Source organism: Streptomyces sp. NPDC054794, assembly GCF_053611585.1.
This window is the reverse complement of record NZ_JBSHAQ010000007.1, coordinates 44,351-65,479: the sequence shown is the minus strand read 5'-3', so window position 1 is coordinate 65,479 and position 21,129 is coordinate 44,351. Positions and strand designations below refer to the sequence as shown.

Here is a 21,129-nt window from a genome sequence, read left to right as displayed (position 1 = left end):
CAGGCTGGTGGCGGCCCCCACAGCCCGCAAGCGTTTATCCGGGTGCGCGGCCCGCCAGAGATGAGGGAGAACCGACCGACAGGAGGCAGGCGCGTGGTGCTGGTGGTGTCCGAAGAAGTACGGGAGGCGATCGACGCGCGGCGCCCCGTGGTGGCCCTGGAGTCCACGATCATCGCGCACGGGCTGCCGCGCCCGCGCAATCTGCGGGTGGCCCTGGAGCTGGAGGACGCGGTACGGCAGGAGGGTGCCGTGCCCGCGACGATCGCGGTGCTGGACGGCCGGCCCCACGTCGGCCTGGACAAGGAGCAGCTGGAGCGGGTCGCGAACGAGGACGGGATCCGCAAGCTGGGCCACCGGGACCTGCCGCTCGCCGTGGCGGCGGGGGCGAGCGGGGCGACGACGGTGTCGGCGACCGCGCTGCTGGCGGCGCTGGCGGGCGTGCGGGTGTTCGCGACGGGCGGCCTCGGGGGCGTGCACCGGCAGTGGACGGTGACGCAGGACGAGTCCGCGGACCTCGGTCTGCTGGCGCGCACGCGGATCACGGTGGTGTGCGCGGGGGTGAAGTCGATCCTGGACGTGCCGGCGACGCTGCAGCGTCTGGAGACCCTGGGCGTGGCCGTCGCCGGATACGGCACGGATCGCTTCCCCGGCTTCTACTTGTCCGACTCCGGGTATCCGGTCGACTGGACGCTGGACAGCCCGAAGCAGGTGGCGGGGGTCATGCGGGCGCAGGACGCGGTCGACGGGCCCGAGTCGGCGCTGATCGTCGCCAACCCGGTCCCGCAGGAGGAGCAGCTCGATCCCGAGCTGCACGCGCGTGTGCTCACCGAGGCGCTGCAGGCGTGCGAGGCCGAGGGCGTCACCGGCCAGGCCGTCACGCCCTTCCTGCTCGACTACCTGGTGCGCCACACGGACGGCGCCTCGCTGAGCGCCAACCTCGCGGCGGTGCGCGGCAACGTACGACTGGCGGCGCGGATCGCGGCGGCGTGGGCCCGGGGGTGACGCAGGGCCGTCACGGGGCGCTGCTGGTCGTCGGGGACGTCGTCACCGATGTCGTCGCCCGGCACCGGGGGCCGCTCGCGCCCGGCACCGACACGGCGGCCGCGATCCGCACGGTGCCCGGCGGTGCGGGGGCCAACGTGGCCTGCTGGGCGGCTCACGCGGGCTGTGCGGACGTACGGCTGCTGGGGCGCGTGGGGGCGGACGCGGCGGCGTGGCACGAGCGGGAGCTGGTCACGGCCGGGGTGCGGCCCCGGCTGGTGATCGACCCGGAGGCGGCGACGGGCACGGTGATCTGTCTCGTCGACACGGGGGCTTCGGCCGAGCGTACGTTCCTCACGGACAGCGGCGCGTCCCTGTGGCTCGAACCCGCCGACTGGTCGGACGCGTTGCTCGACGGGGTCGGCCGGCTGCACCTGTCGGGCTATCTGCTGTTCTCCGAGCCCAGCCGGGCGCTCGCGGCGCTGGCCCTCGGGGCGGCACGTGCGCGTGGTGTGCCGGTGAGCCTGGATCCCGCGTCGGCGGGCTTCCTCAGGGAGCTGGGGGTGGACCGCTTCCTCGCGTCGGTCGAGGGGCTGGACGTGCTGCTGCCCAGCCGTGACGAGGCGTGCCTGCTGACCGGGCTGCCCGATCCGGCGGACGCGGCGGCCAAGCTGAGCCGTCACGTCCCCTGGGTGGTGGCCAAGCTGGGGGCGGACGGCGCGCTGGTGGCCCGGGGCGGCAGCGTGCTCGCCCGCGTTCCCGCCGCGCCGGCGTCACCCCGGGACACCACGGGTGCCGGTGACGCCTTCACCGGGGGGTTCCTCGCGGCGCTCGTCGCGGGCGCGGGTCCCGAGGACGCGGCGGCCGAGGGATGCCGGGCGGGTGCGCGGGCGGTGGAACGGGTGGGCGGCAGGCCTCCCCTGCCCGGCTGACGTCGGGCGGCCCCACCCGGTGCGCGGGGAGGGCGGACCGCCTACTCCTTGCGGCCCCACGCCGAGATCATCGGCGCGGTGGCCAGGTCCATGCCGCCGGCGGCGACGTTGGCCAGGTGCTGGTCGATCTCCTGGTCGGTGGCCAGGCCCGCGGCGACGAGCTGGTCGCGGATCTGCTGGACGGTGGCGGTCTCCAGGGCGGCGCAGGCGGGCGAGGTGACCGGGAAGTACGCGTCGGCCTCGACGTGGCGCAGTCCGGCCTCGCGGAGCAGGCGCGGGAGTTTGCGGCCGTACGAGAGGTCGGCGCCGCGGGCGGCGAGCAGTTTGCGGAAGCCCTGCCGGAGCCGGTTGGCGAGTTGCTGCTCGGGACCGTACTCGTCGGGGCAGATCAGGGGTTGGAGGGCGGGGTCGGCGTCCTCGATCAGGAGTCGTCCGCCGGGCCGCAGGGCCTTGATCATCGATCGCAACGCCCTTTCCCGGTCCGCCACATGGACCAGGACGAGCCGGGCGTGCACCAGGTCGAAGCCCTCCGCGGGCGGCTCCTCGGCGCCCACGTCGTGGACGCGCACCTCGACCGGAGGGCGGGCGGCCGCGGCGAGGAGCGTGGTGTCGATGTCGGTCGCGACGACCTTGCCGGTCGGGCCGACCTTCTTGGCCAGCCAGGACACCACGGAGGTACCGCCGGCGCCGACCTCCCAGCAGCGCCAGCCGGCTCCGAGACCGAATCCTTCGAGGTGCCGGAAGGTGGTGGGGTCGAAGAGAGTGGCGAAGGCGTCGAAGCGCCGACCCGCCTCGGTCTGCCGGTTGTCGAGGAGATACCCGTGGGTTCGCGTCATACCGCGATCATCCCAGTTGCCCCGCTTGTCCGGAACGGCCGACGCTCCGGCACCGACGGCGAGCCGGACCACGACCGGTCGGCCACGGCAGGAATGCACTGTCCACAGCCGGGAACAAAGCGGAATGAGCTGTTCCCACAGGCTTACCCGCGCCTCACGTCGAACTGGCAGACTTTCCCGCCAAGGCGCGGCAGGACGGCGCGAGGAGAGCCACGCAAGGAGAGTCGAATGTCCATGGCGGGAAATCTGCGCAAGGTCAGGGACCTGAGCAGGGTCGGCAGCCTGCGCAAGGTGGCGCAACTGACCCGGCGGCGGCCGCGGGTCGACCTGAGCCATCCCGCCCGGTCACCGCTCGGCTCCTCGGTCGTCAACTGCGTGACGTACCGGGACGGCGTCCGGATGCCCGGCGGCGGCGACCTGGTGGACATGGTGGAACGGGTACGCAAGAGCGGACACGGGTTCGTCTGGCTGGGGCTGCACGAGCCGACGGACCGTGAGTTCGCGGGCATCGCCGAGCTGTTCGACCTGCACCCGCTGGCGGTCGAGGACGCGGTCGAGGCCCATCAGCGTCCCAAGCTGGAGCGGTACGGCGACACGCTGTTCGCCGTGTTCAAGACAGTCTGCTACGTCGAGCACGAACAACTGACGGCGACCAGTGAGGTGGTGGACACCGGCGAGATCATGATGTTCGTCGGCCGCGACTTCGTCATCACGGTCCGGCACGGGCGGCACGGCTCGCTGGGCCCGCTGCGCGAGGAGGTGGAGGCGGATCCGCAGCAGCTCGCCAAGGGACCGGCGGCGGTGCTGCACGCCATCGCGGACCACGTGGTCGACGACTATCTGAACGTCACGGACGCGGTGCAGGCCGACATCGACCAGGTCGAGACGGACGTGTTCGCGGAGAACGGCGCGCGGGCCGACCCCGGACGGATCTACCAGCTCAAGCGTGAACTCCTGGAGCTGAAGCGGGCGGTGGTGCCGCTGGCCCGCCCGGTCGAGGATCTCGCCACGCGGCCGATACGGGTGGTCGACCCGGAGATACAGGCCTACTTCAGGGACGTCCTCGACCACCTGATGCGGGCCAAGGAGCAGATCGCCGCCTTCGACGAACTGCTCAACTCCATCCTGCAGGCGCACCTGGCACAGGTGACGGTCGCCCAGAACGAGGACATGCGGAAGATCACGGCATGGGCCGCGGTGATCGCCGTACCGACCATGGTGTGCGGGGTCTACGGCATGAACTTCGATCACATGCCGGAGCTGCACTGGCGGTTCGGCTATCCCTTGGTCATCACCGTGATCTCCGTGGCCTGTCTGGCGCTGTACCGGGGGTTCCGGCGCAACGGCTGGCTGTGACCGGGCCCGGGTACGCGGGCGGTTGTCAGTGCCGGGCCGGGGTGGTCCTGGCGTAGACGCTCTCGGCGAAGGCCGCTATCTCGCCCTCGCTGAGGCTGCGGGCGAGATCCGCCTCGCTGATCATGCCGACCAGGCGCTTGTTCTCGATGACGGGCAGCCGGCGTATCTGGTGCTCGCGCATCTCCTTGAGCACCTTGCCCACGTCGGCGCTCGCCTCGACCCAACGGGGTGTGCCCTGGGCCATCTCCCCGGCGGTGATCTTGGACGGGTCGCGGCCCATGGCCACGCAGCCGACCACGATGTCCCGGTCGGTGAGGATGCCGCAGAGCCGCTCGTTCTCGTCGCTGATGGGCAGGGCTCCGACGCCCAGTTCGCGCATCAGCTGAGCGGCGCGGTCCAGGGTCTCATGGGCGGGGATCCACTGAGCGCCGCGGTGCATGATGTCTCCGGCCGTGGTCATGGTGTACCTCCCGGTGCCGCACGAGTCGGCGCGGCGCGGGACGCACCGCAGGTCCCGACGCCTCACATTCTTCCGCGCGCGACCCGGTCGGCGCACCTCAGGCGGAGAAGGCCACGATCCTGCGCGGGACGATCCTGACGATCACGCGGACCTCGTCGCCCTTCTCCGCGGGCGGGTCGATGCCGAGGTACTTGTGCGAGAGCTCGTACGGGAGCCGCTTGCCCTCGTCGGGGAGGATCTCGGCGGTGCCGCGGATCTCGGCCGAGGTGTAGGGGTTGGCCAGGTCGAAGACCGACAGGCTGATGCGGGGGTCGCGGCGGAGGTTGCGCACCTTCTGGCGTCCGTCGACGGAGGAGAAGAGCACGGTGTCGCCTTCGCGCTTGATCCAGACCACCGAGTTCTGCGGGGCGCCGTCGGGGCCGAGGGTGGCGACGCCGGCGAAGTTCTTGCCGTCGAGCAGCGCACGAAGGGAGTCGTCGAAGGACACGGGACCGCTTGAGAAGGTCGTCATGACACCAGCGTAATTAAATGCACGCGCATATAAAAGGGCTCTTTCGATCTTTCCGGAGCCCGGCCGGGGTCCCGAGCCGGATCAGCCGTTCCACGCGGGGTGGCGCGGGTCGTCGGTACGGACGAGGACGTCCGCCGTCGCGGCGGGGTCGGTCTCGTCCGCGTAGCGCTCGAAGGCGGGCAGCGTCCAGTGGTCGGCCTCGGGCGTACGGCGGCGCAGAGCGCCCGGCGACAGGAGGAGGTGAACGGTCAGATCGAACGGGAACCAGTGCCGCAGGAGGAGGGGACCGTGCATCAACAGCAGTCCGCCAGGAGGCAGTTGGACATACGCGCTGCGGGTGGCACGGTCGGTGACGGGGTCCCAGAGGTCGGGCAGGACGCGGCCGTCCGCGCCGGGCTCCAGCGGGCCGAAGACCTCGCGCCACAGGGCGGCGGTGTCGAACCAGCCGCTGTAGTACGACTCCACGTCCCGGTGGCCATGCTCCAGCCGGACCGAGGCCGGACGCAGGAACCCCTCGGCGCCCACGACGAGCGACGGACGACCACGAACCCGCAACTCCTCCGCGACACGCTCCGCGAGGCCGCCCGGCCGGGCGGCGGGCGCGCCGTCGAAGGCGACCCTCGACCAGCGACCGCCGTCGGCGGGCTTCAGCTCCAGCAGCCGCTCGGCCAGCTGCTCGCCGAGCCTCTCCCAGGTGATCGCTTCGAGTCGCACACGGGCCATGATGCCGGGTCGCCGCGGATTCACCGGGGGGGTGGGGACCGGCCGGGCGGGCTCCGCTGCGTCGCTACGGGTGGGGCGATGTCGTGGAGGGGATCTCGGGAGGTACGGGTCTCGGTGCCCGGACGGGGAAGTAACCGCGTATGGCTCGCCTCGCAACTCCCCCGGCCCCGGCCGGGCTTGGTGGACTCCTTGTCGTCCAGCCGCTTCGGCGGAAGCAGTGTGCCGCCTGCCGTCGCGGGCCGTTGTCCCTGCTCGTGCTCGAAGACGGGGCACCGCGCTGCATGGACTGTGCCGATCTCGGGCACCTGGTGTTCCTGCCGCGCGGCGACACGGCGCTGACCCGTCGGTCGCGGGAGGAGAGCGGCCTGTGGGCGGTGGTGGTGCGGTTCAACCGGCGCAAGAGCAGGTACGAGCGGCAGGGTCTGCTCGTGGAGGAGGCGGCCCTCGCCCGGGCCGAGCAGCGGTGCCTGGCCGACGCGGAGGCCCGGCGTCGCCGCCGGGCGCGGGACGCACGGCGCCGGGCGGCCGAGGACGTGCGGTTCGCGCAGGCGTTCGCGGCGGAGATCCAGCGGCTGTTTCCCGGATGCCCGAACGACCGGGCGCGGGCGATCGCCGCGCACGCGTCGCTGCGCGGCAGTGGGCGGGTCGGGCGGAGCGCGGCCGGACGGGCGTTGTCCGAGGGGGCGGTGATCTCGGCGGTCGTGGCGGCCGTACGGCATGTGGACACGCCGTACGACCAGCTGCTGATGAGCGGGGTGCACCGGTACGAGGCACGGCGACGGATCTCGGCGGCCGTGGAAAGGGTGCTCATGGGGTGGGCGGAGGTGGGAACGGAGGTGGGAACGGACGCGGGGTGACGTCGAGGCCGACGTGGGACGCGCCGCCAGAGGTGGCTCCCCCGGGCGCCGGCACGCCCGAACCGCCCCCGCCCTGCGCCGCCCCGCTCCTCCCCGCTGGACGCTCACGTATGTTTCGGCGTTCCTCGGCCATGGTCACCGTTCTCGGAAGGGAATTCACTAGAGGTGACGAAGGGTGCCGGGCGGGGCTCGGCGGGACGTGGGAGTGGGCGTGGTCATGATCGATGGGCCGTATTTCGTGCTGGTCGTGCTGGGGGTGGTGGGGACCGGGCTGGCGGCCGGGGTCTTCTGCGCGTTCTCGACGTTCGTGATGAGGGGGCTCGCCTCGCTGCCGCCCGCGCAGGGCGTCGCCGCGATGAACGCGATCAACCGGGCCGCCGTGAAACCAGCCTTCATGCTGCTGTTCGCCGGGTCGGCGGTGCTGTGCGCGATGATCGCCGTGGTGACGTTCGTGCTGTGGCCGGAAGAGGGCAAGGCGGAGCTGCTGCTGGGCAGCGCGCTGTATCTGTTCGGCTCGTTCGGGCTGACCGTCGTGGCGAACGTGCCCCGCAACGACAAGCTGCTGCGGATGGACCCCGGCACTCCGGAGGCCGCCGCGTACTGGCCGACGTACGTGCGCGAGTGGACCGGGTGGAACCACGTCCGCACGGTCGCCTCGGCCGCCGCCACCGTGGTGTACGCGCTCGCGCTCACCTGAAGGACCAGGGAGAAAGCGCTCTCCACCACCCTGCGCACGCGGCGCATGAGACGTATCGTGGCCGAAAGAGTGCCGCCCGATGGCGCACGGCCCGTCGTACGCGTACGCAAGGAACACGACCATGGCCGATCCCAAGGGTTTCATGACCACGCCCCGCCAGGAGTGGCCGCGCAGGCCGGTCGAGGAACGGGTCCGGGACTGGGACGAGGTGTACGTTCCGGGGGCGCTGCTGCCCATCATCAGCAAACAGGCCGACCGCTGCATGGACTGCGGCGTCCCGTTCTGCCACGACGCCTGTCCGCTGGGCAATCTGATCCCCGAGTGGAACGACCTGGTCTCGCGCGAGGACTGGCGGGCGGCGAGCGACCGGCTGCACGCCACGAACAACTTCCCGGAGTTCACGGGACGGTTGTGTCCGGCGCCGTGCGAGGCGGGGTGTGTGCTCGCGATCAACCAGCCGGCCGTCACGATCAAGAACGTCGAGTGCGCGATCGGCGACCGGGCCTGGGAGGAGGGTTTCGTGCCGCCCAGGCCGCCGGACCGGCTGTCCGGGCGGACGGTCGCGGTGATCGGGTCGGGACCCACGGGGCTGGCCGCGGCCCAGCAGCTGACCCGGGCCGGGCACACCGTCGCCGTGTACGAGAAGGACGACCGGCTCGGCGGCCTCATGCGGTACGGCATTCCCGAGTTCAAGATGGAGAAGCACCATCTGGAGCGGCGGCTGGAGCAGATGCGCGCCGAGGGGACCAAGTTCCGTACGTCGACGCTGGTCGGGCGGGATGTCGGGGCGGCCGACCTGCGGTCGCGGTACGACGCCGTCGTGCTCGCCACGGGAGCCACGGCCTGGCGGGAACTGGACGTGCCCGGGCGGGAGTTGGCCGGCATACACCAGGCGATGGAGTATCTGCCGCTCGCCAACCGGGTGTGCGAGGGAGATCTGGAGGTCTCGCCGATGTCCGCCGCCGGCAAGCACGTCGTCATCGTGGGCGGCGGTGACACCGGGGCGGACTGTCTGGGGACCGCGGTGCGGGACGGCGCGGCGTCCGTGTCCCAGCTGGACATCTACGCCCAGCCGGGTGCCGAGCGGGACGAGGACATCGAGCCCTGGCCGACGTACCCGAAGATCTACCGGCTGTCGGCCGCGCATGAGGAGGCGCGCGAGCTGCGGACCGCACCGGCGGCGGACGCCGACGCGCGCCTGTTCGCGGCGTCCACGCTGCGGTTCACCGGGGACGGGAGCGGGCACGTGCGCTCGCTGCACCTGGTCGAGGTGGACGCGGCGCGGCGGCCGCTGCCGGACACCGGACGCACGCTCCCCGTCGACCTCGTCCTGCTCGCCCTCGGCTTCTCCGGGCCCGACCGGGAGGACGGGCTGATCGACCAGTTGGGGGTGGCGCTGGAGCCGCGCGGCACGATCTCCCGGGACCGCGGCTTCGCGACCAATGTCCCCGGGGTGTTCGCGGCGGGCGACGCGGCGCGCGGGCAGTCGCTGATCGTGTGGGCGATCGCCGAGGGGCGGGCGGTGGCGGCGGCCGTCGACCACTATCTGACCGGAAGCTCACGACTGCCGGCGCCGATATCGCCGTACGACCGCCCCATGACCGTGTGAGGGAGCCGGCGGCCGCCCCGGCCGGGGGTCAGCGCCGGCGTTCGTCCGTGCCCGCCACCTTTCCCGTCGACAGGGCCACCCGGTTCCATGTGTTGATCGCGAAGATCAGGGCCAGCAGGTGGGCCAGTTCCGCCTCGTCGAAGTGGGCCGCGGCCTCGGCGTAGACGTCGTCGGGGACGCCGCCGTCGGCGACCAGGGTGACGGCCTCCGTCAGGGCGAGGGCCGCCTGTTCCCTCGGGGTGAAGAAGTGCCGGGCCTCGCGCCACACGGCGACCATGTGCAGGCGGTCCTCGCTCTCGCCTGCCTTGCGGGCGTCGTTGGTGTGCATGTGCAGGCAGTAGGCGCAGTGGTTGAGGTGCGAGCTGCGGATCTGGACGAGTTCGACGAGGGCGGGGTCGAGGCCCTCGCGGGCGGCGGCGTCGAAGCCGATGAGGGCGCGGAAGACCTTCGGGGCGGACTTCGCGAAGTCGAGACGGGTGGGCGCGGCCTCGACGGCGGCGACGGAGGAGGCGTTGGCGGTGGTCGTGTTCGTCGTCATGACCTTGAATCTACGGGCCTGAAAGACCCTCTGTAGGGTGCATTTCCATGACGGAATCGTGGGTCAATTCGGCGGAGCGGATCGGCGCCGACCTGCATCTGGAGCTGTCCGGGCCGGGCGGGCGGCGCGCCGCGCTGATCCGAGCGCTGCGGGAGGCCGTGCGCGGCGGCCGACTCGCTCCGGGCACCCGGTTGCCGCCGTACCGGTCGCTCGCGGCCGACCTCGGCGTGGCGCGCAACACCGTCGCCGACGCGTACGCGGAACTCGTCGCGGAGGGCTGGCTGACCGCCCGTCAGGGGTCCGGCACCCGGGTCGCGGAGCGCGCCGAGCCGCTGCGACACGCCGCTCGCGTGCCCGTAAAGGCACCTCCACGCGCGCGTGGGCCACGGCACGACCTCAGGCAGGGCACTCCGGACGCCTCGGCGTTCCCCCGGGCGGCCTGGGCGGCCTCGTACCGGCGGGCGCTCCAGGCGGCGCCCAACGAGGCGTTCGGGCCGGGCGATCCCGCCGGGCGCCGGGAACTGCGGGAAGCGCTCACGGAGTACCTGGCACGCGCGCGTGGCGTGCGCACCGAGCCGGACCGGATCGTGATCTGCTCCGGCTTCGCGCACGCGCTGCGGCTGCTGTTCGGCCAGGGCGGCGGCGGTGTGCTGCGCGGTCCGCTGGGCGTGGAGGCGTACGGGCTGGGGTTCCACCGGGGGCTGCTCGCGGCGGCCGGGGTGCGGACCGTGCCGCTCCCGCTGGACGAACACGGTGCGCGGGTCGAGCGGTTGGGGCGCGAGCGAGCCGTGCTGCTGACGCCGGCGCACCAGTTCCCGACCGGTGGGCCGCTGCACGCGGAGCGCCGGAGCGCGGTGATCGACTGGGCACGCGCGCGGGGCGGCGTGATCCTGGAGGACGACTACGACGGGGAGTTCCGGTACGACCGCAAGCCGGTCGGGGCGGTCCAGGGCCTCGATCCCGAGCGGGTGATCCACATCGGCTCGGTCAGCAAGAGCCTGTCGCCGGCGCTGCGGCTGGGGTGGATGGTCCTTCCGGAGCGGTACGTCGACGGCGTCCTCGCGGTCAAGGGCGAGCGTGAGGCGTGGGCGAGCGTCCTGGATCAGCTGGCGCTCGCCGACTTCGTCGTCTCCGGGTCGTACGACCGTCATGTGCGGCGCATGCGGCAGCGCTACCGGCGCCGCCGTGACCGGCTCGTCGAGGCGCTCGCCGCGCACGCGCCGCACGTCGAGGTCACCGGGATCGCGGCGGGCCTGCACGCGGTGCTCAGGCTCCCGCCCGGCACCGAGCGGTCCGCCGTCAAGGCGGCCGCCTGGCAGGGCGTCGCCCTGGACGGACTCGCCGGCTTCCGCCATCCGCAGGCGACGGACATGGCGGCGGACACGGCGGCGTACGACGGGCTCGTGGTCGGGTACGCGACGCCCTCCGAGTACGCGTACGGAGCGGCGCTGGAGGCGCTGTGCGCCGCGCTGCCGCCGGGGTAGCCCACTCCGCCCGCTCGGCGCTTCCTGGGGCGGGAACGGTGATCCGGCGGAGCGGCGCTGGACATCGTGTACGGAACAACTCGGGAATATGACTCTCCGTCGGCATGGATCTGAACGCGGGTGGGATCCTCGCGGCAAGAGGTGCGCGCCGTCGCGCCGGCCGAGCCCGGCCGGGTGCCGGCCCGCCCGATCCTTCGTTCCGCCGTCAGGCGCGGGGCCACCTCCGCGCGTCCCCCCTGTTGGCGGCCGGTCCCGGAGGGTGTTCGATGACGACACTCGACGAACGTCACGCGGCGCGCCGCCCGGCCGCCGTCCCGCTGGACGAGCCCACCGCGGAACTCCCCCTGTCCGCGGGGTCCAAGGCCTCGAACCTCGCCCGCGCGGCCCGCGCCGGACTGCCCGTCCTGCCCGGGTTCGTGATCCCGTACGGGGCGGGCGGCGACCCGGCGGACCTGCGGCAGGCGTGGCGGGAACTCTCCGACGACGGCACCCGTTCCCTGGTCGTACGGTCCTCCTCCCCGCAGGAGGACACCCAGGAGTCCTCTCTGGCGGGCCAGTTCGCGTCCGTGCTCGACGTCTGCGGCTGGCAGGACTTCCGTACGGCGGTGCGCACCGTCCTCGACTCGGCGCAGTGGCCCGACGGGTCCAGGGCGCCCATGGCCGTGCTGGTGCAGCCGATGCTGACGGCCCGGGTCGGCGGCGTGCTGTTCGGGGCGGATCCCGTCGAGGGGCGGGCCGACCGGCTGCTGGTGAGCGCGGTGCACGGCGGACCGGACCGCCTGGTCGGCGGCGAACAGGCGGGCACGACCTACTGGTTGAGCAGACGCGGCCGGGTGCTGCGCACCGAGCCGTCCGAGCCGTCCCGGGCGGGCGGGGTCCTCACCCACGCCGAACTGGTCCGGCTGGCCCGGCTCGCGCGGCGCGCCCGGCAGGTCTTCGGCGGGCCGCAGGACATCGAGTTCGGGTTCGACGGAGAGGGACGGCTGTGGCTGTTCCAGAGCCGTCCCATCACGGCGATGGCGGCCCGGCCGCCGCGTGGCGCGCGGCTGCTCGGGCCCGGCCCGGTGGCGGAGACGCTGCCGGACCAGTTGGAGCCGCTGGAGGAGGACCTGTGGGTCGCGCCGATGGCCCGCGGGCTCGCCGCCGCGCTCGACATCGGGGGCAGCGCGCCGCGCCGGCTCCTGCGCCGGGTACCGGTGGTCACCGTGGTCGGCGGGCGGGCCGCCGCCGACCTGCGCCTGCTCGGTGCCGCGCCGCCCGCGCACCGGTGGCTCGCGCTGCTCAACCCGGCGCCGGGTGGTCGCCGGCTCGCCGCGGCCTGGCGGGTCGGCCGGCTCACGGCGGCGCTGCCCGGCCTGGCGACGGACCTGGTGGCCGATGTCGACCACCGGCTCACGGCCACCCCGCCGCCCGCCGTCCTGCCGTCCCACGCCCTGGCCACGACCCTGCGCTGGACGCGTGCGGTCCTGGTCTCCCTGCACGCGCAGGAGGCCCTGGCGGGCGCCCTGCTCCGCGAGCCGGACCTGAGCAGCACGGCGGCCGGAACGGCCCTCGCCGCGCTGACGCGGGCCCGCGCACAGGGGGTGCCGAAGGAGCGGGTGGTGGCCGACAGTCCGGTGGTGCTGGCGCTGGTGGCACCGAGCCTTCGGGGACGGGGCGAGCTGCCGTGGGAGGCGACGGCGTCGGCTCCGGGCACGGAGGCGGACGGGGCGGCGGAGTTACCGGGGCTGCCGGAGGCAGCCACCGCCACGGAGTTATCGGCCGGTACTGGGGTACGCGGGGCCGCGGAGTTACCGGCCGGGGCCGAGGCACACACGCCCGCTCGCATCACCGCGGAGTTATCGAGCGGCGCCGGCGCGCACCAGGCCACCGCGCCGAACACGAGCACAGGGCAACACACGCCCACCACGCCCACCAGAAGCCCGGAGCAACACACCACCACGCCCAACACAAGCCCAGGGCGCGCCCTGCCGACGCGGGAAGCCCTGCGGCTGCGTATTCGGTGGGTGCAGGAGCTTCAGGTGCGGCTCGTGGGCGAGGGCGCCCGGCGGCTCGGGATCGACATGGGCCGGGCGGGGCTGTTGCGCTGGGCGGAGTTCGTCACGGCGGTGGAGGGCGGGCCGCTGCCCGCGGATGTCCCGGAGCGGATGCCGGCGGACCCGACACCCGCGTTGCCCGACGCGTTCCGGCTCGCCGACGGCTCGGTCGTCGTCGCCGAGCGCACCACCGCTGACGGCGCGGACGGCGCGCGGGGCGTGTCCGGTGGGCGCGGCGTCGGCACGGTGTGGGACGGGCAGGGGCCGCGGCCGCCGCACGCGGTGCTCGTGGTGCGCACCCTCGACCCCGGCCTCGCTCCGCTGCTGCCCGGACTGACCGGCCTGGTCGCGCAGACCGGCAGCCCGCTCTCCCACCTCGCCGTCCTGGCCCGCGAGTTCGGGCTGCCGACGGTCGTCGGCGCCACCGATGCCGTGCGCCGGTTCCCACCGGGCTCCCGGATCGCCGTCGACGGCACGACCGGTGACGTACGGCCGGAGGACGGGCGATGAGGCGGATCGCGTACCTCTTCGGGGGCGCGGCGGCCGCCGGCGCCGGGGTGTATGTCGTCGTCTACCTGTACCGGTGGCAGTGGCAGCGGGCGATCCTGTGCGGGGTACTGCTGCTGGTGGTCGAGGTGATGCTGCTCGGCATCGTGCTCCTGGGCCGACTGACCCGGATCGAGGAGCGGCTGCGGGACGCCGACCGGCGGCAGCGGGAGTCGGCGGCACGCCAGGAGGACGTGCTGGCCCGGCTCCGGAACACGCCGGACACCGGGAGCAGGTTCCGCTGGCTGGAGGACCCGGCCGAGCGTACGTACGTCTTCGTTCCGGTCCTCATGGTCACCGGCGTGCTGCTGTCGGGGCTGGCCTGGCTGGTGCAGCGGATCGCGTCGAAGACGGCCCGGCCGGTGGCCGAGCGGCGGCTGGCCGGGCGGCTCGCGGTGCTCGCCGCGCCCGGCCCGGACGAGGACCGTGACCTGGAGGAACTGTCACCGCCCGGGGCCACCCGCACCCGCGGCCGTACCGTACGCCTGGCCGTCGCCACCCTCGTCGGGGCCGCGCTGCTCGGCGCGCTCGTCGTCGGGCTCGCCGAGCTCACCCAGACCCGTGAGGAGCGGGCGAACGAGAACGAGGCGACCTCGCTGCTCCTGCGCGTCGACATGCGCGGTTCGGGGATGACGGCCGAGCGGCGGTCGCTGGCCGCGCAGCAGGTGTGGGAGCGGTGCCGGGACGCGACCTCCGTGCCGTTGAACCACGCGTCCCTCGGCAGTCTCGGCGAAGGCCTGTTCGCCGGGGTGGTGCGGCCGGCGCTCACCGACCACGACCGGATGCGGCTGCGCGGCTGCCTGGAGGACACGGTGCTGGACCGGGCGCACCTGACGGTGGTGGGCGTCGGGGACGCGGACGCGGACGACGACTGACCGGAGGCTGACGTCGCTGACGTCAGGACGGCTCATCCGTCGGTGACCGGGGTTACGATGCGAACACGTCCCCGTCCCCCACCCGTTGGGTCGTCCATGGCTGTCCTCGTCGCGCCCCGTCCCACCACCGGCGGAGCCCGATTACCGCGTCGCGCCCTGCGCGCCCTCGGCGCCCTCGCCCTCGGTTACCTCGTCCTGTGGGCGAGCGGCGCGCTCGGCATTCTGGCCCTGTCGTACTGGGCGCGGGAGGAGACCCCACCCCCCGCCGGGACGCGCGCCGTGCGCGGCGTCCACCACTTCCAACCGGTCGACTCCGAAGGCCGGTTGTGGCGGGGCGGCGCTCCCTCCCCCGAGGGCTACCGCTCCCTCGCCTCGCTCGGCTTCACCACGGTCGTGGACCTGCGTGCCGAGGACTATCTGACCGCGGCCCAGCTCGACGAGCCGCGCAGGGTCGGACTCGACGTCGTACGTCTGCCCATCCGGGACGGGCAGACGCCCCGGCCGGAGCAGGTGCGGCGGTTCCTGAACCTCGTCGCGGCGGCTCCGGGGCCGGTGTTCGTGCACTGCGGCGCGGGTGTCGGGCGTACGGGCACGATGGCGGCCGCGTATCTCGTACGGACCGGGCGGGCGTCGCCGGTGGCGGCGGTGCGGCGCAATCTCGCCGTCGGACCGCCCTCGTTCGAGCAGATCTACTACGGCCTGACGCTGGACCGCGAGCGGGCTCAGCAGCCGCCCTTCCCGGTGGTCGCCCTGAGCCGCCTGGTGGACGCGCCCCGGCGCATCTGGTCGCGGTTGTGACACCCGCTAGGGCTTGCGGCCCACCGCCCCGTAGCCGGGGATGACCCCGTCGTCCTGGCCGGGGACCGGCTCGCCCAGTTCGGGGTGCCACTTGTGCACGACCTCGACGCCGGGCTCGATCAGGTCGAGTCCGTCGAAGAAGCGGGTGAACTCGGCGCGGGAGCGCAGCGCCAGGGTGACGCCCGCCGCCCTGAGCTTCTCGGTGGCCGCCGCCGAGTCCTCCGGGCTGAAGTCGGCGGTGGCGTGGGTCATCATCAGGTAGCTGCCGGAGGGCAGTTCGGACAGCAACCGGCCGACGAGCTCGTGGGCGCCGTCCTCGTCCGGGACGAAGTGGAGCAGCGCCACGAGCGAGAGGGCCACCGGCCGGTCGAGGTCCAGGACCTGCTTGGCGCCCTTGAGGATGGCGCCCGGGTTGCGGACGTCGGCCTCCAGGTACTCGGTCACCCCCCGGGGCGTGCCGCGCAGCAGGGCCGCCGCGTGGGCCAGCACGATCGGGTCGTTGTCGCAGTACACGATGCGAGCGTCGGGCGCGACTTCTTGGGCGACCTGGTGCAGGTTCGGCTCGGTCGGTATGCCCGTGCCGATGTCCAGGAACTGCCGTACGCCCTGCCCGGCCAGCCAGCGCGTGGCGCGGTGCATGAAGGCGCGGTTGACCCGGGCCATCACCGGCACCCGGGGGTCGAGGGCGAGCATCTGCCGGCCCATTTCCTCGTCGACGGGGTAGTTGTCCTTGCCGCCGAGATACCAGTCGTACATGCGTGCGGGGTGCGGCCTGCTGGTGTCGATCCGGATGGCGGCCGAGGGATCCTGCCCGGTCATGAGGCACTCCGTAAGCTGCGGACACGTTGGATGATCAAGTCAGCACCAAGATAGGGAGGTTGAGAAGGAAACCAAAAAACAACGGGCCGGTCAGGAGAGGAGGAAGTCCGCCTCCCCCGCCTTCGCGCCCTCGATGAAGGCCGTCATCTCGTCCGTGGTGTAGATCAGCGCCGGTCCGTCCGGGTCCGTCGACTGGCGGACGGCGATACGGCCGTCGGCCAGCTTCATCGCCTCCAGGCAGTTGCCTCCGTTGCCGCCGCTCCACGGCCTGTGCCAGCCCTCACTGCCCAACTCCCGCGCGGGCATGCCGTTGTAGATCCGCTCGGTGCGGTTCCGCGGCCCGGACTGGGGCTTGATGCGATCCATTCACAGCTCCTTGCGGAGATCCCGGAGGATCTCCTTCGTGCGTTGTGCCGTAGCGGCCTGCGCCGCCATGCGGTCCATGACCTCCAGGTGGCTGGCCACCTCGGAGCGCGCGTCCAGGTAGACGGCGCCGGTCAGGTACTCGCTGTAGACCATGTCCGGCAGTTCTGACATGGCAAATCGGAACAGCACGAAGGGCCCGTACGTGCCGGGGTGCGGCCCGTTGGCGAACGGGGCGACCTGGATCGTCACGTTGGGCAGCTTCGTGGCGTCGAGCAGCTTGTCGACCTGCGCGCGCATCACCTCCGGTCCGCCCACCGGGCGACGCAGGGCCGTCTCGTCCAACACCGCCCAGAAACGGGGGGCTTCGGGACGGGTGAGCAGTTCCTGACGCTGCAGGCGCAGCGCGACGTGGCGCTCGATCTCCTCGGGGCTGGTCTGGCCGATGGCGCCCGACTTCAGGACGCCACGCGCGTAGTCCTCGGTCTGCAGCAGCCCGGGCACGAAGTGCGGTTCGTACGAGCGGATGAGGGCGGCGGCGCCCTCCAGGCTGACGTACATCGAGAACCAGCCCGGCAGGATGTCGTGGAACCGCTGCCACCAGCCGGGCCTGTTGGCCTCCTCGGCCAACTGCACGAACAGGTCGGCCTCTTCCTCGGCGACGCCGTAGGCCTGCAGGAGCAGTTGGAGATACGGGATCTTGAAGGCGACTTCCGCCATCTCCATGCGGCGGACGGTGGCGGGGGCGACGCGGAGGACGCGGGCGGCTTCCTCGCGCTTGAGCCCGGCGCGTTCCCGCAGGTCCAGCAGGCGCCGTCCGAGGACGACCTGTCCCACCGTCGGCGCGGACCGCGGTTCGCTCACGCTCCCACCTCCACGAATGAATCCGGACAGCCCTGCGGCGCCATGCGAAGACACATTCGAGGATCCGGCCGATCCCCGATGATCCCAACTGGCGCCGCTCAGGATGCTGTTGCGAGCAGTGTGCCACGGCCCTTCACCGCGTCACACAGCACTCTGCATTTTTCAGAGTGACACTTGCCAAGTGTTCACGCCGGGGAGATAGTGGCAAGCGTGATTCCGTCCGCGCCCTTAGGAACAGACGCCGCCGCAGACCGCCCCGGTCTCGGCGCCGCCGCGGGAGTCGCCCCGGTCGGGGCCGCTGCCGGGCGCCGGTTCCGCTTCGAGCTGGCCGCACACCCAGGCTCGCCCGCCCAGGCGAGACGCCTGGCGCGCGCCCGGCTGACCGGCTGGTCCGTGTGCGAGGACACCTGCGACACGGCGGCTCTGGTCATATCCGAGCTGGTCACCAACGCGATACTGCACACCGCGAGCAGTCGTGTGATGTGCGAGTTGCACGACCACGACGACACGGTGCGCATAGCGGTGCGCGACGAGGGCTGCGCCCCGGGCGAGCCCCACCCGTTCCCGCAGCGGCCGGAGGAGGAGCACGGGAGGGGATTGCTCCTCGTCGACGCCCTGTGCCGGGCCTGGGGGGCCCAGCAACACGGGCTCGGTCTGCTGGTCTGGGCGGAGCTGCCGCGGCAGACCGACGTCGCGCACGACACCACCGGCCCTCACAACGATCTGGGCTGGGGGGCCCGTCCCAAGACGGGCTCGTCCCACGGCTCGGGCGAGGAGGAGGAGTCGGAGGTCCGGCGCCGTATCGGCGTTCCTGGGCAGGGGCAGCACCGATTGCCGTCTCGGGGGGAGACGCGCAGCCGGGCTGTTCAGGGGGCGGCCCAGGAGGACGGCGGGGCCGGGGTGGGGACCCCGGCCCGGTCCCAGTCCCGGGAGGAGAGTCACGACATGGGCTCCCGCGTGGGGCACCAGGGGGGAGAGCCCCGGTTCGGTCCGGGGGGCCAGGTGCCGGTGCGAGAGCGGATGGGGTCCGCATGGCTGTGAGCGGCTGCCCCGGTTCCGGCCAGGTGCTCGGGCTGGACACGCTGGTACGACTGCGGCGCGAGCAGCGTGCGCCGGGCACGGGCGAACGCCTGATGCTGCCGGAGGGCATGACGGTGCCGCTGGGCTGCGACGCGGTGGCCGTGCCGGCCCGCTTCGGGCCGCTGATCGTGCCCCGGCTGCCGCGCGTGGGATGCGTGTACGCCGACGAGACGCGCTGGTGGTGGATCGTCCCGGCCGACTCCGACTACGCCCTGTCCTGGCCGGACCCCGTCCACTACGCCACCGGCGCCCAGCTCCCCGACACGGCCCGCCTCATCCACCGTCCCGACGGCACGGTCCCGTACACCCCCCCGATCCCGCTGTACCTGGCGCTGTGCCGGGTCACGGGGAACACGCCGGAGTGGACTCGCCCCCTCAGCGCGTGAACGCCGCGCCTGCTCGGCCGAGGAGGTGAGTGGGCGGGGCGTTCTCAGGGCCGGGCGGTGGAGAGCGTCGGCACCGCGCCTGCACGAACCGCACCCCCGACCCCACACCCGGCGTACGCCCGCACTCCCCCCATCCCCTCTCGCGCCCTGCCCCCGATCCGGTTCGCCCGCGATAGTGGCCGTTCGGGGTTTTTCGGGGGAGGTTCGTGGTGGGGAAGAGGCACGGCCGGGTCGCGCCCGAGGTGTCGGAGTCGGAACGGCTGTTGTTCGGGGGGCCGTTGCGTTACGACATGGGGTGGAACCAGCACCGGGACGCCTTCCTGGAGCTGGACTTCCGGGCCATGGTCAGAAGGCTGCCCGGGATGCTGGCGTCCAGTTTCCGGCTGGCGAGGCAGGCCGATCCCAAGGCCGCGCGGACCGTGCTGGCGGCCGAGACGGGGCGCGGCCTGGTGCAGGCGGTGAGCCTGCTGGCCGTCAACAGCGTGCTGGGCCGGCTGATCGGCACCGGCACGATCGAGGCGCGGCTGCGCGGCGCCGCCCCCGCCCTCGTCGCCCTGGCCACCGTCCTGCTCGTCGGCACGCTGCTGCGGGCCGCGTCCACGTACGCCACCGGCCGCCTGGAGCCCAAGGTGGAGCGGGTGGCGACCGAGCAGTACCTGGAGCGCGCGGCGGCTGTCGAGCTGGCCGCCATCGAGGACCACGCCTTCCACAAGCTGCTGGACACCGCGCAGTACGGCGCCGGATCCGCCCGCCGCATGATCATGTACGGCACGCGCGTCGTGAACGCGGTCATCTCGCTCATCGCGGCGGCGGGCGTGCTGACCGTGCTGCACCCGGCCCTGCTCCCGCTGCTGGTGACGATGACCCTGCCGAGCGCCTGGGGTGCGCTGACCAACGCCCGGCGCCGCTACGAGTCGTTCCACATCTGGGTGCAGCACGCCCGCGCCGGACACCTGATCAGCAGCCTGCTCACGGAACCCGCCGCCGCCCCGGAGATCCGTGTGCACGGCGTCGGCCCGTTCCTGCTGCGGCACTTCCGGGCGATGTCCGAGACGGCGGAGGCGGAGCAGGCCCGGCTGGCCCGGCTCGCCGCGCGCACGGGCCTGATCGCGGCGGCCTGGACGGGCCTGGCCACGGTGGCGACGTACGCGACGCTGGGCGGGCTGCTGCTGTCCGGGGCGATGGCCCTGTCCGTGGCCGGTACGGCGGTGATCGCGATCCGGACCGGCTCCGCGAGCCTCGACACCCTCGTCCTGGAGATCAACCAGCTGCACGAGGAGGCCCTGTTCGTGGGCGATCTGCAGCGGCTGTACGTCGAGGCGTCCGAGCGCGCCATCCCGGTCGGCGGGGAACGGCTCCCGGAGAATCCGAAGGAGATCCGGTTCGAGAACGTCACGTTCAACTACCCGGGTGAGGCCACCCGCCCCGCCCTCGACGACGTCACGCTCACCCTCCCGCTGGGCCGCATCGTGGCGCTCGTGGGTGAGAACGGCTCCGGGAAGACGACCCTGGTCAAGCTGCTCGCGGGCCTGTACAAGCCGGAGCGGGGCCGGATCCTGTGGGACGACGTCGACGCGGCGGCCGCCGACCGGCACCAGCTCGCCGAGCGCATCGCGATGGTCGCGCAGGACTTCAAGCGCTGGCCCTTCACCGCCCGCGTCAACGTGGCCGTCGGCCGCTCCTCGGCACCCCTGACCGAGGAACGCCTGGCCACCTCGGTCGCCGAGGCGGGCGCTCAGGAGGTGGTCGCGGACCTCCCGCGCGGCCTGGACACCCTGCTGGCCCGCAACTTCAGCGGCGGGCACGAGCTGTCCGGCGGCCAGTGGCAGCGGCTCGGCATCGCCCGGGCCGCGTACCGGCGCGGGCGCATCCTGATCGTGGACGAACCGACGGCGGCCCTGGACGCCCGGGCCGAACTGGAGGTCTTCGAGAAGATCCGCGCGCTGGCCGGCAACGGGCAGACGGTCGTCCTGATCACCCACCGGCTGGCCTCGGTGCGCCATGCCGACCTGGTGCACGTCCTGGAGCACGGGCGGCTGGTGGAGTCCGGCACGCCCGACGAACTCCTGGCCAGGGGCGGCGTCTACGCGGAGCTGTACGGGCTCCAGGCGGAGCAGTTCACCGCGAGGCTGCCCGCCCCGAAGGCGGGCTGAGCCCTGCTACTCCACGCCCTCGCCGCCGCGGACGATCACCAGGAACGTGTCCGTCGCGAGGTCCATGACGACCTCGGCGGGCAGACCTTCCAGACGCCGCGCGTGAGCGAACTCCTCGGCCGGCCACGATCCCCGCGGGCCGCCGGCGGGAAAGCGTTCGAGCACTGTTCGCCCGTTCACCATCCTGCACCTCCAGAAAGCGTCGTACGTGTAGGAGTTAACGCC

22 protein-coding genes are annotated in these 21,129 nt (G+C 73.1%); 13 read left to right on the top strand and 9 right to left on the bottom strand.

Annotated features, from left to right (window positions below):
• The first annotated feature begins 96 nt into the window (after positions 1-96).
• Entirely contained in the window at positions 97-1,002 is a 906-nt protein-coding gene (locus tag ACWGKT_RS09280; RefSeq protein ID WP_453273225.1) for a pseudouridine-5'-phosphate glycosidase, read from the top strand.
• On the top strand, positions 999-1,913 hold the full coding sequence (locus tag ACWGKT_RS09275; RefSeq protein WP_453273095.1) for a carbohydrate kinase family protein: 915 nt from the start codon (positions 999-1,001) through the stop codon (positions 1,911-1,913). Before ACWGKT_RS09280 ends, ACWGKT_RS09275 begins: the two co-directional genes overlap by 4 nt.
• Positions 1,914-1,954: 41 nt before the next feature.
• Here the strand turns inward: ACWGKT_RS09275 and ACWGKT_RS09270 are convergent, their stop codons facing one another.
• A complete protein-coding gene (locus tag ACWGKT_RS09270) occupies positions 1,955-2,749 on the bottom strand; it encodes a methyltransferase domain-containing protein (RefSeq protein WP_453273094.1) in 795 nt (264 codons plus the stop codon).
• A gap of 228 nt (positions 2,750-2,977) precedes the next feature.
• On the opposite strand from ACWGKT_RS09270, the gene ACWGKT_RS09265 reads away from it, so the two are divergent.
• A complete protein-coding gene (locus tag ACWGKT_RS09265) occupies positions 2,978-4,105 on the top strand; it encodes a magnesium and cobalt transport protein CorA (protein WP_453273093.1) in 1,128 nt (375 codons plus the stop codon).
• A gap of 25 nt (positions 4,106-4,130) precedes the next feature.
• Here ACWGKT_RS09265 and ACWGKT_RS09260 read toward each other — a convergent pair whose 3' ends face one another.
• The 3 genes from ACWGKT_RS09260 to ACWGKT_RS09250 form a co-directional block, all read right to left on the bottom strand.
• Positions 4,131-4,565, bottom strand: a complete 435-nt coding sequence (locus ACWGKT_RS09260) for a CBS domain-containing protein (protein ID WP_235459152.1) — start codon at positions 4,563-4,565, stop codon at positions 4,131-4,133.
• 97 nt (positions 4,566-4,662) lie between these two features.
• On the bottom strand, positions 4,663-5,076 hold the full coding sequence (locus ACWGKT_RS09255; RefSeq protein WP_453273092.1) for a PPOX class F420-dependent oxidoreductase: 414 nt from the start codon (positions 5,074-5,076) through the stop codon (positions 4,663-4,665).
• An 81-nt stretch (positions 5,077-5,157) separates the two neighbouring features.
• Positions 5,158-5,799, bottom strand: a complete 642-nt coding sequence (locus tag ACWGKT_RS09250) for a uridine kinase (protein WP_453273091.1) — start codon at positions 5,797-5,799, stop codon at positions 5,158-5,160.
• Positions 5,800-5,939: 140 nt separating this feature from the next.
• Here ACWGKT_RS09250 and ACWGKT_RS09245 point away from each other — a divergent pair, with 140 nt between their 5' ends.
• The 3 genes from ACWGKT_RS09245 (at position 5,940) to ACWGKT_RS09235 (ending at position 8,962) form a co-directional block, all read left to right on the top strand.
• Entirely contained in the window at positions 5,940-6,656 is a 717-nt protein-coding gene (locus ACWGKT_RS09245; RefSeq protein WP_453273090.1) for a DUF2293 domain-containing protein, read from the top strand.
• A gap of 217 nt (positions 6,657-6,873) precedes the next feature.
• Entirely contained in the window at positions 6,874-7,353 is a 480-nt protein-coding gene (locus ACWGKT_RS09240) for an anthrone oxygenase family protein (RefSeq protein ID WP_453273089.1), read from the top strand.
• A 121-nt stretch (positions 7,354-7,474) separates the two neighbouring features.
• The gene (locus ACWGKT_RS09235) at positions 7,475-8,962 is read left to right on the top strand and encodes a glutamate synthase subunit beta (protein ID WP_453273088.1); all 1,488 of its coding nucleotides are present in this window, start codon (positions 7,475-7,477) and stop codon (positions 8,960-8,962) included.
• A gap of 28 nt (positions 8,963-8,990) precedes the next feature.
• Here the strand turns inward: ACWGKT_RS09235 and ACWGKT_RS09230 are convergent, their stop codons facing one another.
• Positions 8,991-9,500 (bottom strand): carboxymuconolactone decarboxylase family protein, encoded by a 510-nt coding sequence (locus ACWGKT_RS09230; protein ID WP_356140524.1) that lies wholly within the window; start codon positions 9,498-9,500, stop codon positions 8,991-8,993.
• A 47-nt stretch (positions 9,501-9,547) separates the two neighbouring features.
• Here ACWGKT_RS09230 and pdxR point away from each other — a divergent pair, with 47 nt between their 5' ends.
• The 4 genes from pdxR (at position 9,548) to ACWGKT_RS09210 (ending at position 15,239) form a co-directional block, all read left to right on the top strand.
• Positions 9,548-10,984 (top strand): MocR-like pyridoxine biosynthesis transcription factor PdxR, encoded by a 1,437-nt coding sequence (gene pdxR, locus ACWGKT_RS09225; protein ID WP_453273087.1) that lies wholly within the window; start codon positions 9,548-9,550, stop codon positions 10,982-10,984.
• A gap of 266 nt (positions 10,985-11,250) precedes the next feature.
• Positions 11,251-13,530: a PEP/pyruvate-binding domain-containing protein gene (locus ACWGKT_RS09220; protein ID WP_453273086.1), complete on the top strand. Its 2,280-nt coding sequence runs from the start codon at positions 11,251-11,253 to the stop codon at positions 13,528-13,530.
• The gene (locus ACWGKT_RS09215; RefSeq protein WP_453273085.1) at positions 13,527-14,441 is read left to right on the top strand and encodes a hypothetical protein; all 915 of its coding nucleotides are present in this window, start codon (positions 13,527-13,529) and stop codon (positions 14,439-14,441) included. The genes ACWGKT_RS09220 and ACWGKT_RS09215 overlap by 4 nt, the downstream gene beginning before the upstream one ends.
• A gap of 96 nt (positions 14,442-14,537) precedes the next feature.
• On the top strand, positions 14,538-15,239 hold the full coding sequence (locus ACWGKT_RS09210; RefSeq protein ID WP_453273084.1) for a fused DSP-PTPase phosphatase/NAD kinase-like protein: 702 nt from the start codon (positions 14,538-14,540) through the stop codon (positions 15,237-15,239).
• Positions 15,240-15,245: 6 nt separating this feature from the next.
• Here the strand turns inward: ACWGKT_RS09210 and ACWGKT_RS09205 are convergent, their stop codons facing one another.
• From ACWGKT_RS09205 to ACWGKT_RS09195, 3 genes are all read right to left on the bottom strand, one after another.
• On the bottom strand, positions 15,246-16,058 hold the full coding sequence (locus ACWGKT_RS09205) for an SAM-dependent methyltransferase (protein ID WP_453273083.1): 813 nt from the start codon (positions 16,056-16,058) through the stop codon (positions 15,246-15,248).
• 90 nt (positions 16,059-16,148) lie between these two features.
• A complete protein-coding gene (locus tag ACWGKT_RS09200) occupies positions 16,149-16,424 on the bottom strand; it encodes a DUF397 domain-containing protein (RefSeq protein WP_453273082.1) in 276 nt (91 codons plus the stop codon).
• Positions 16,425-17,285 (bottom strand): helix-turn-helix domain-containing protein, encoded by an 861-nt coding sequence (locus tag ACWGKT_RS09195; RefSeq protein WP_453273081.1) that lies wholly within the window; start codon positions 17,283-17,285, stop codon positions 16,425-16,427. It abuts the gene before it with no gap.
• Between the two features lie 210 nt (positions 17,286-17,495).
• Here ACWGKT_RS09195 and ACWGKT_RS09190 point away from each other — a divergent pair, with 210 nt between their 5' ends.
• The 3 genes from ACWGKT_RS09190 to ACWGKT_RS09180 all read left to right on the top strand — a co-directional run bounded on the left by ACWGKT_RS09190 (position 17,496) and on the right by ACWGKT_RS09180 (position 20,904).
• Complete coding sequence (locus ACWGKT_RS09190; RefSeq protein WP_453273080.1) at positions 17,496-18,326, top strand: ATP-binding protein; 831 nt, start codon at positions 17,496-17,498, stop codon at positions 18,324-18,326.
• On the top strand, positions 18,317-18,751 hold the full coding sequence (locus ACWGKT_RS09185; protein WP_453273079.1) for a hypothetical protein: 435 nt from the start codon (positions 18,317-18,319) through the stop codon (positions 18,749-18,751). Before ACWGKT_RS09190 ends, ACWGKT_RS09185 begins: the two co-directional genes overlap by 10 nt.
• A gap of 290 nt (positions 18,752-19,041) precedes the next feature.
• Positions 19,042-20,904 carry an ABC transporter ATP-binding protein gene (locus tag ACWGKT_RS09180; RefSeq protein WP_453273224.1) on the top strand — a complete coding sequence of 621 codons (1,863 nt, stop codon included), beginning with the start codon at positions 19,042-19,044 and terminating at the stop codon, positions 20,902-20,904.
• A 6-nt stretch (positions 20,905-20,910) separates the two neighbouring features.
• On the opposite strand, the gene ACWGKT_RS09175 is transcribed toward ACWGKT_RS09180, so the two are convergent.
• The gene (locus ACWGKT_RS09175) at positions 20,911-21,087 is read right to left on the bottom strand and encodes a hypothetical protein (protein WP_453273078.1); all 177 of its coding nucleotides are present in this window, start codon (positions 21,085-21,087) and stop codon (positions 20,911-20,913) included.
• Positions 21,088-21,129: the final 42 nt, after the last annotated feature.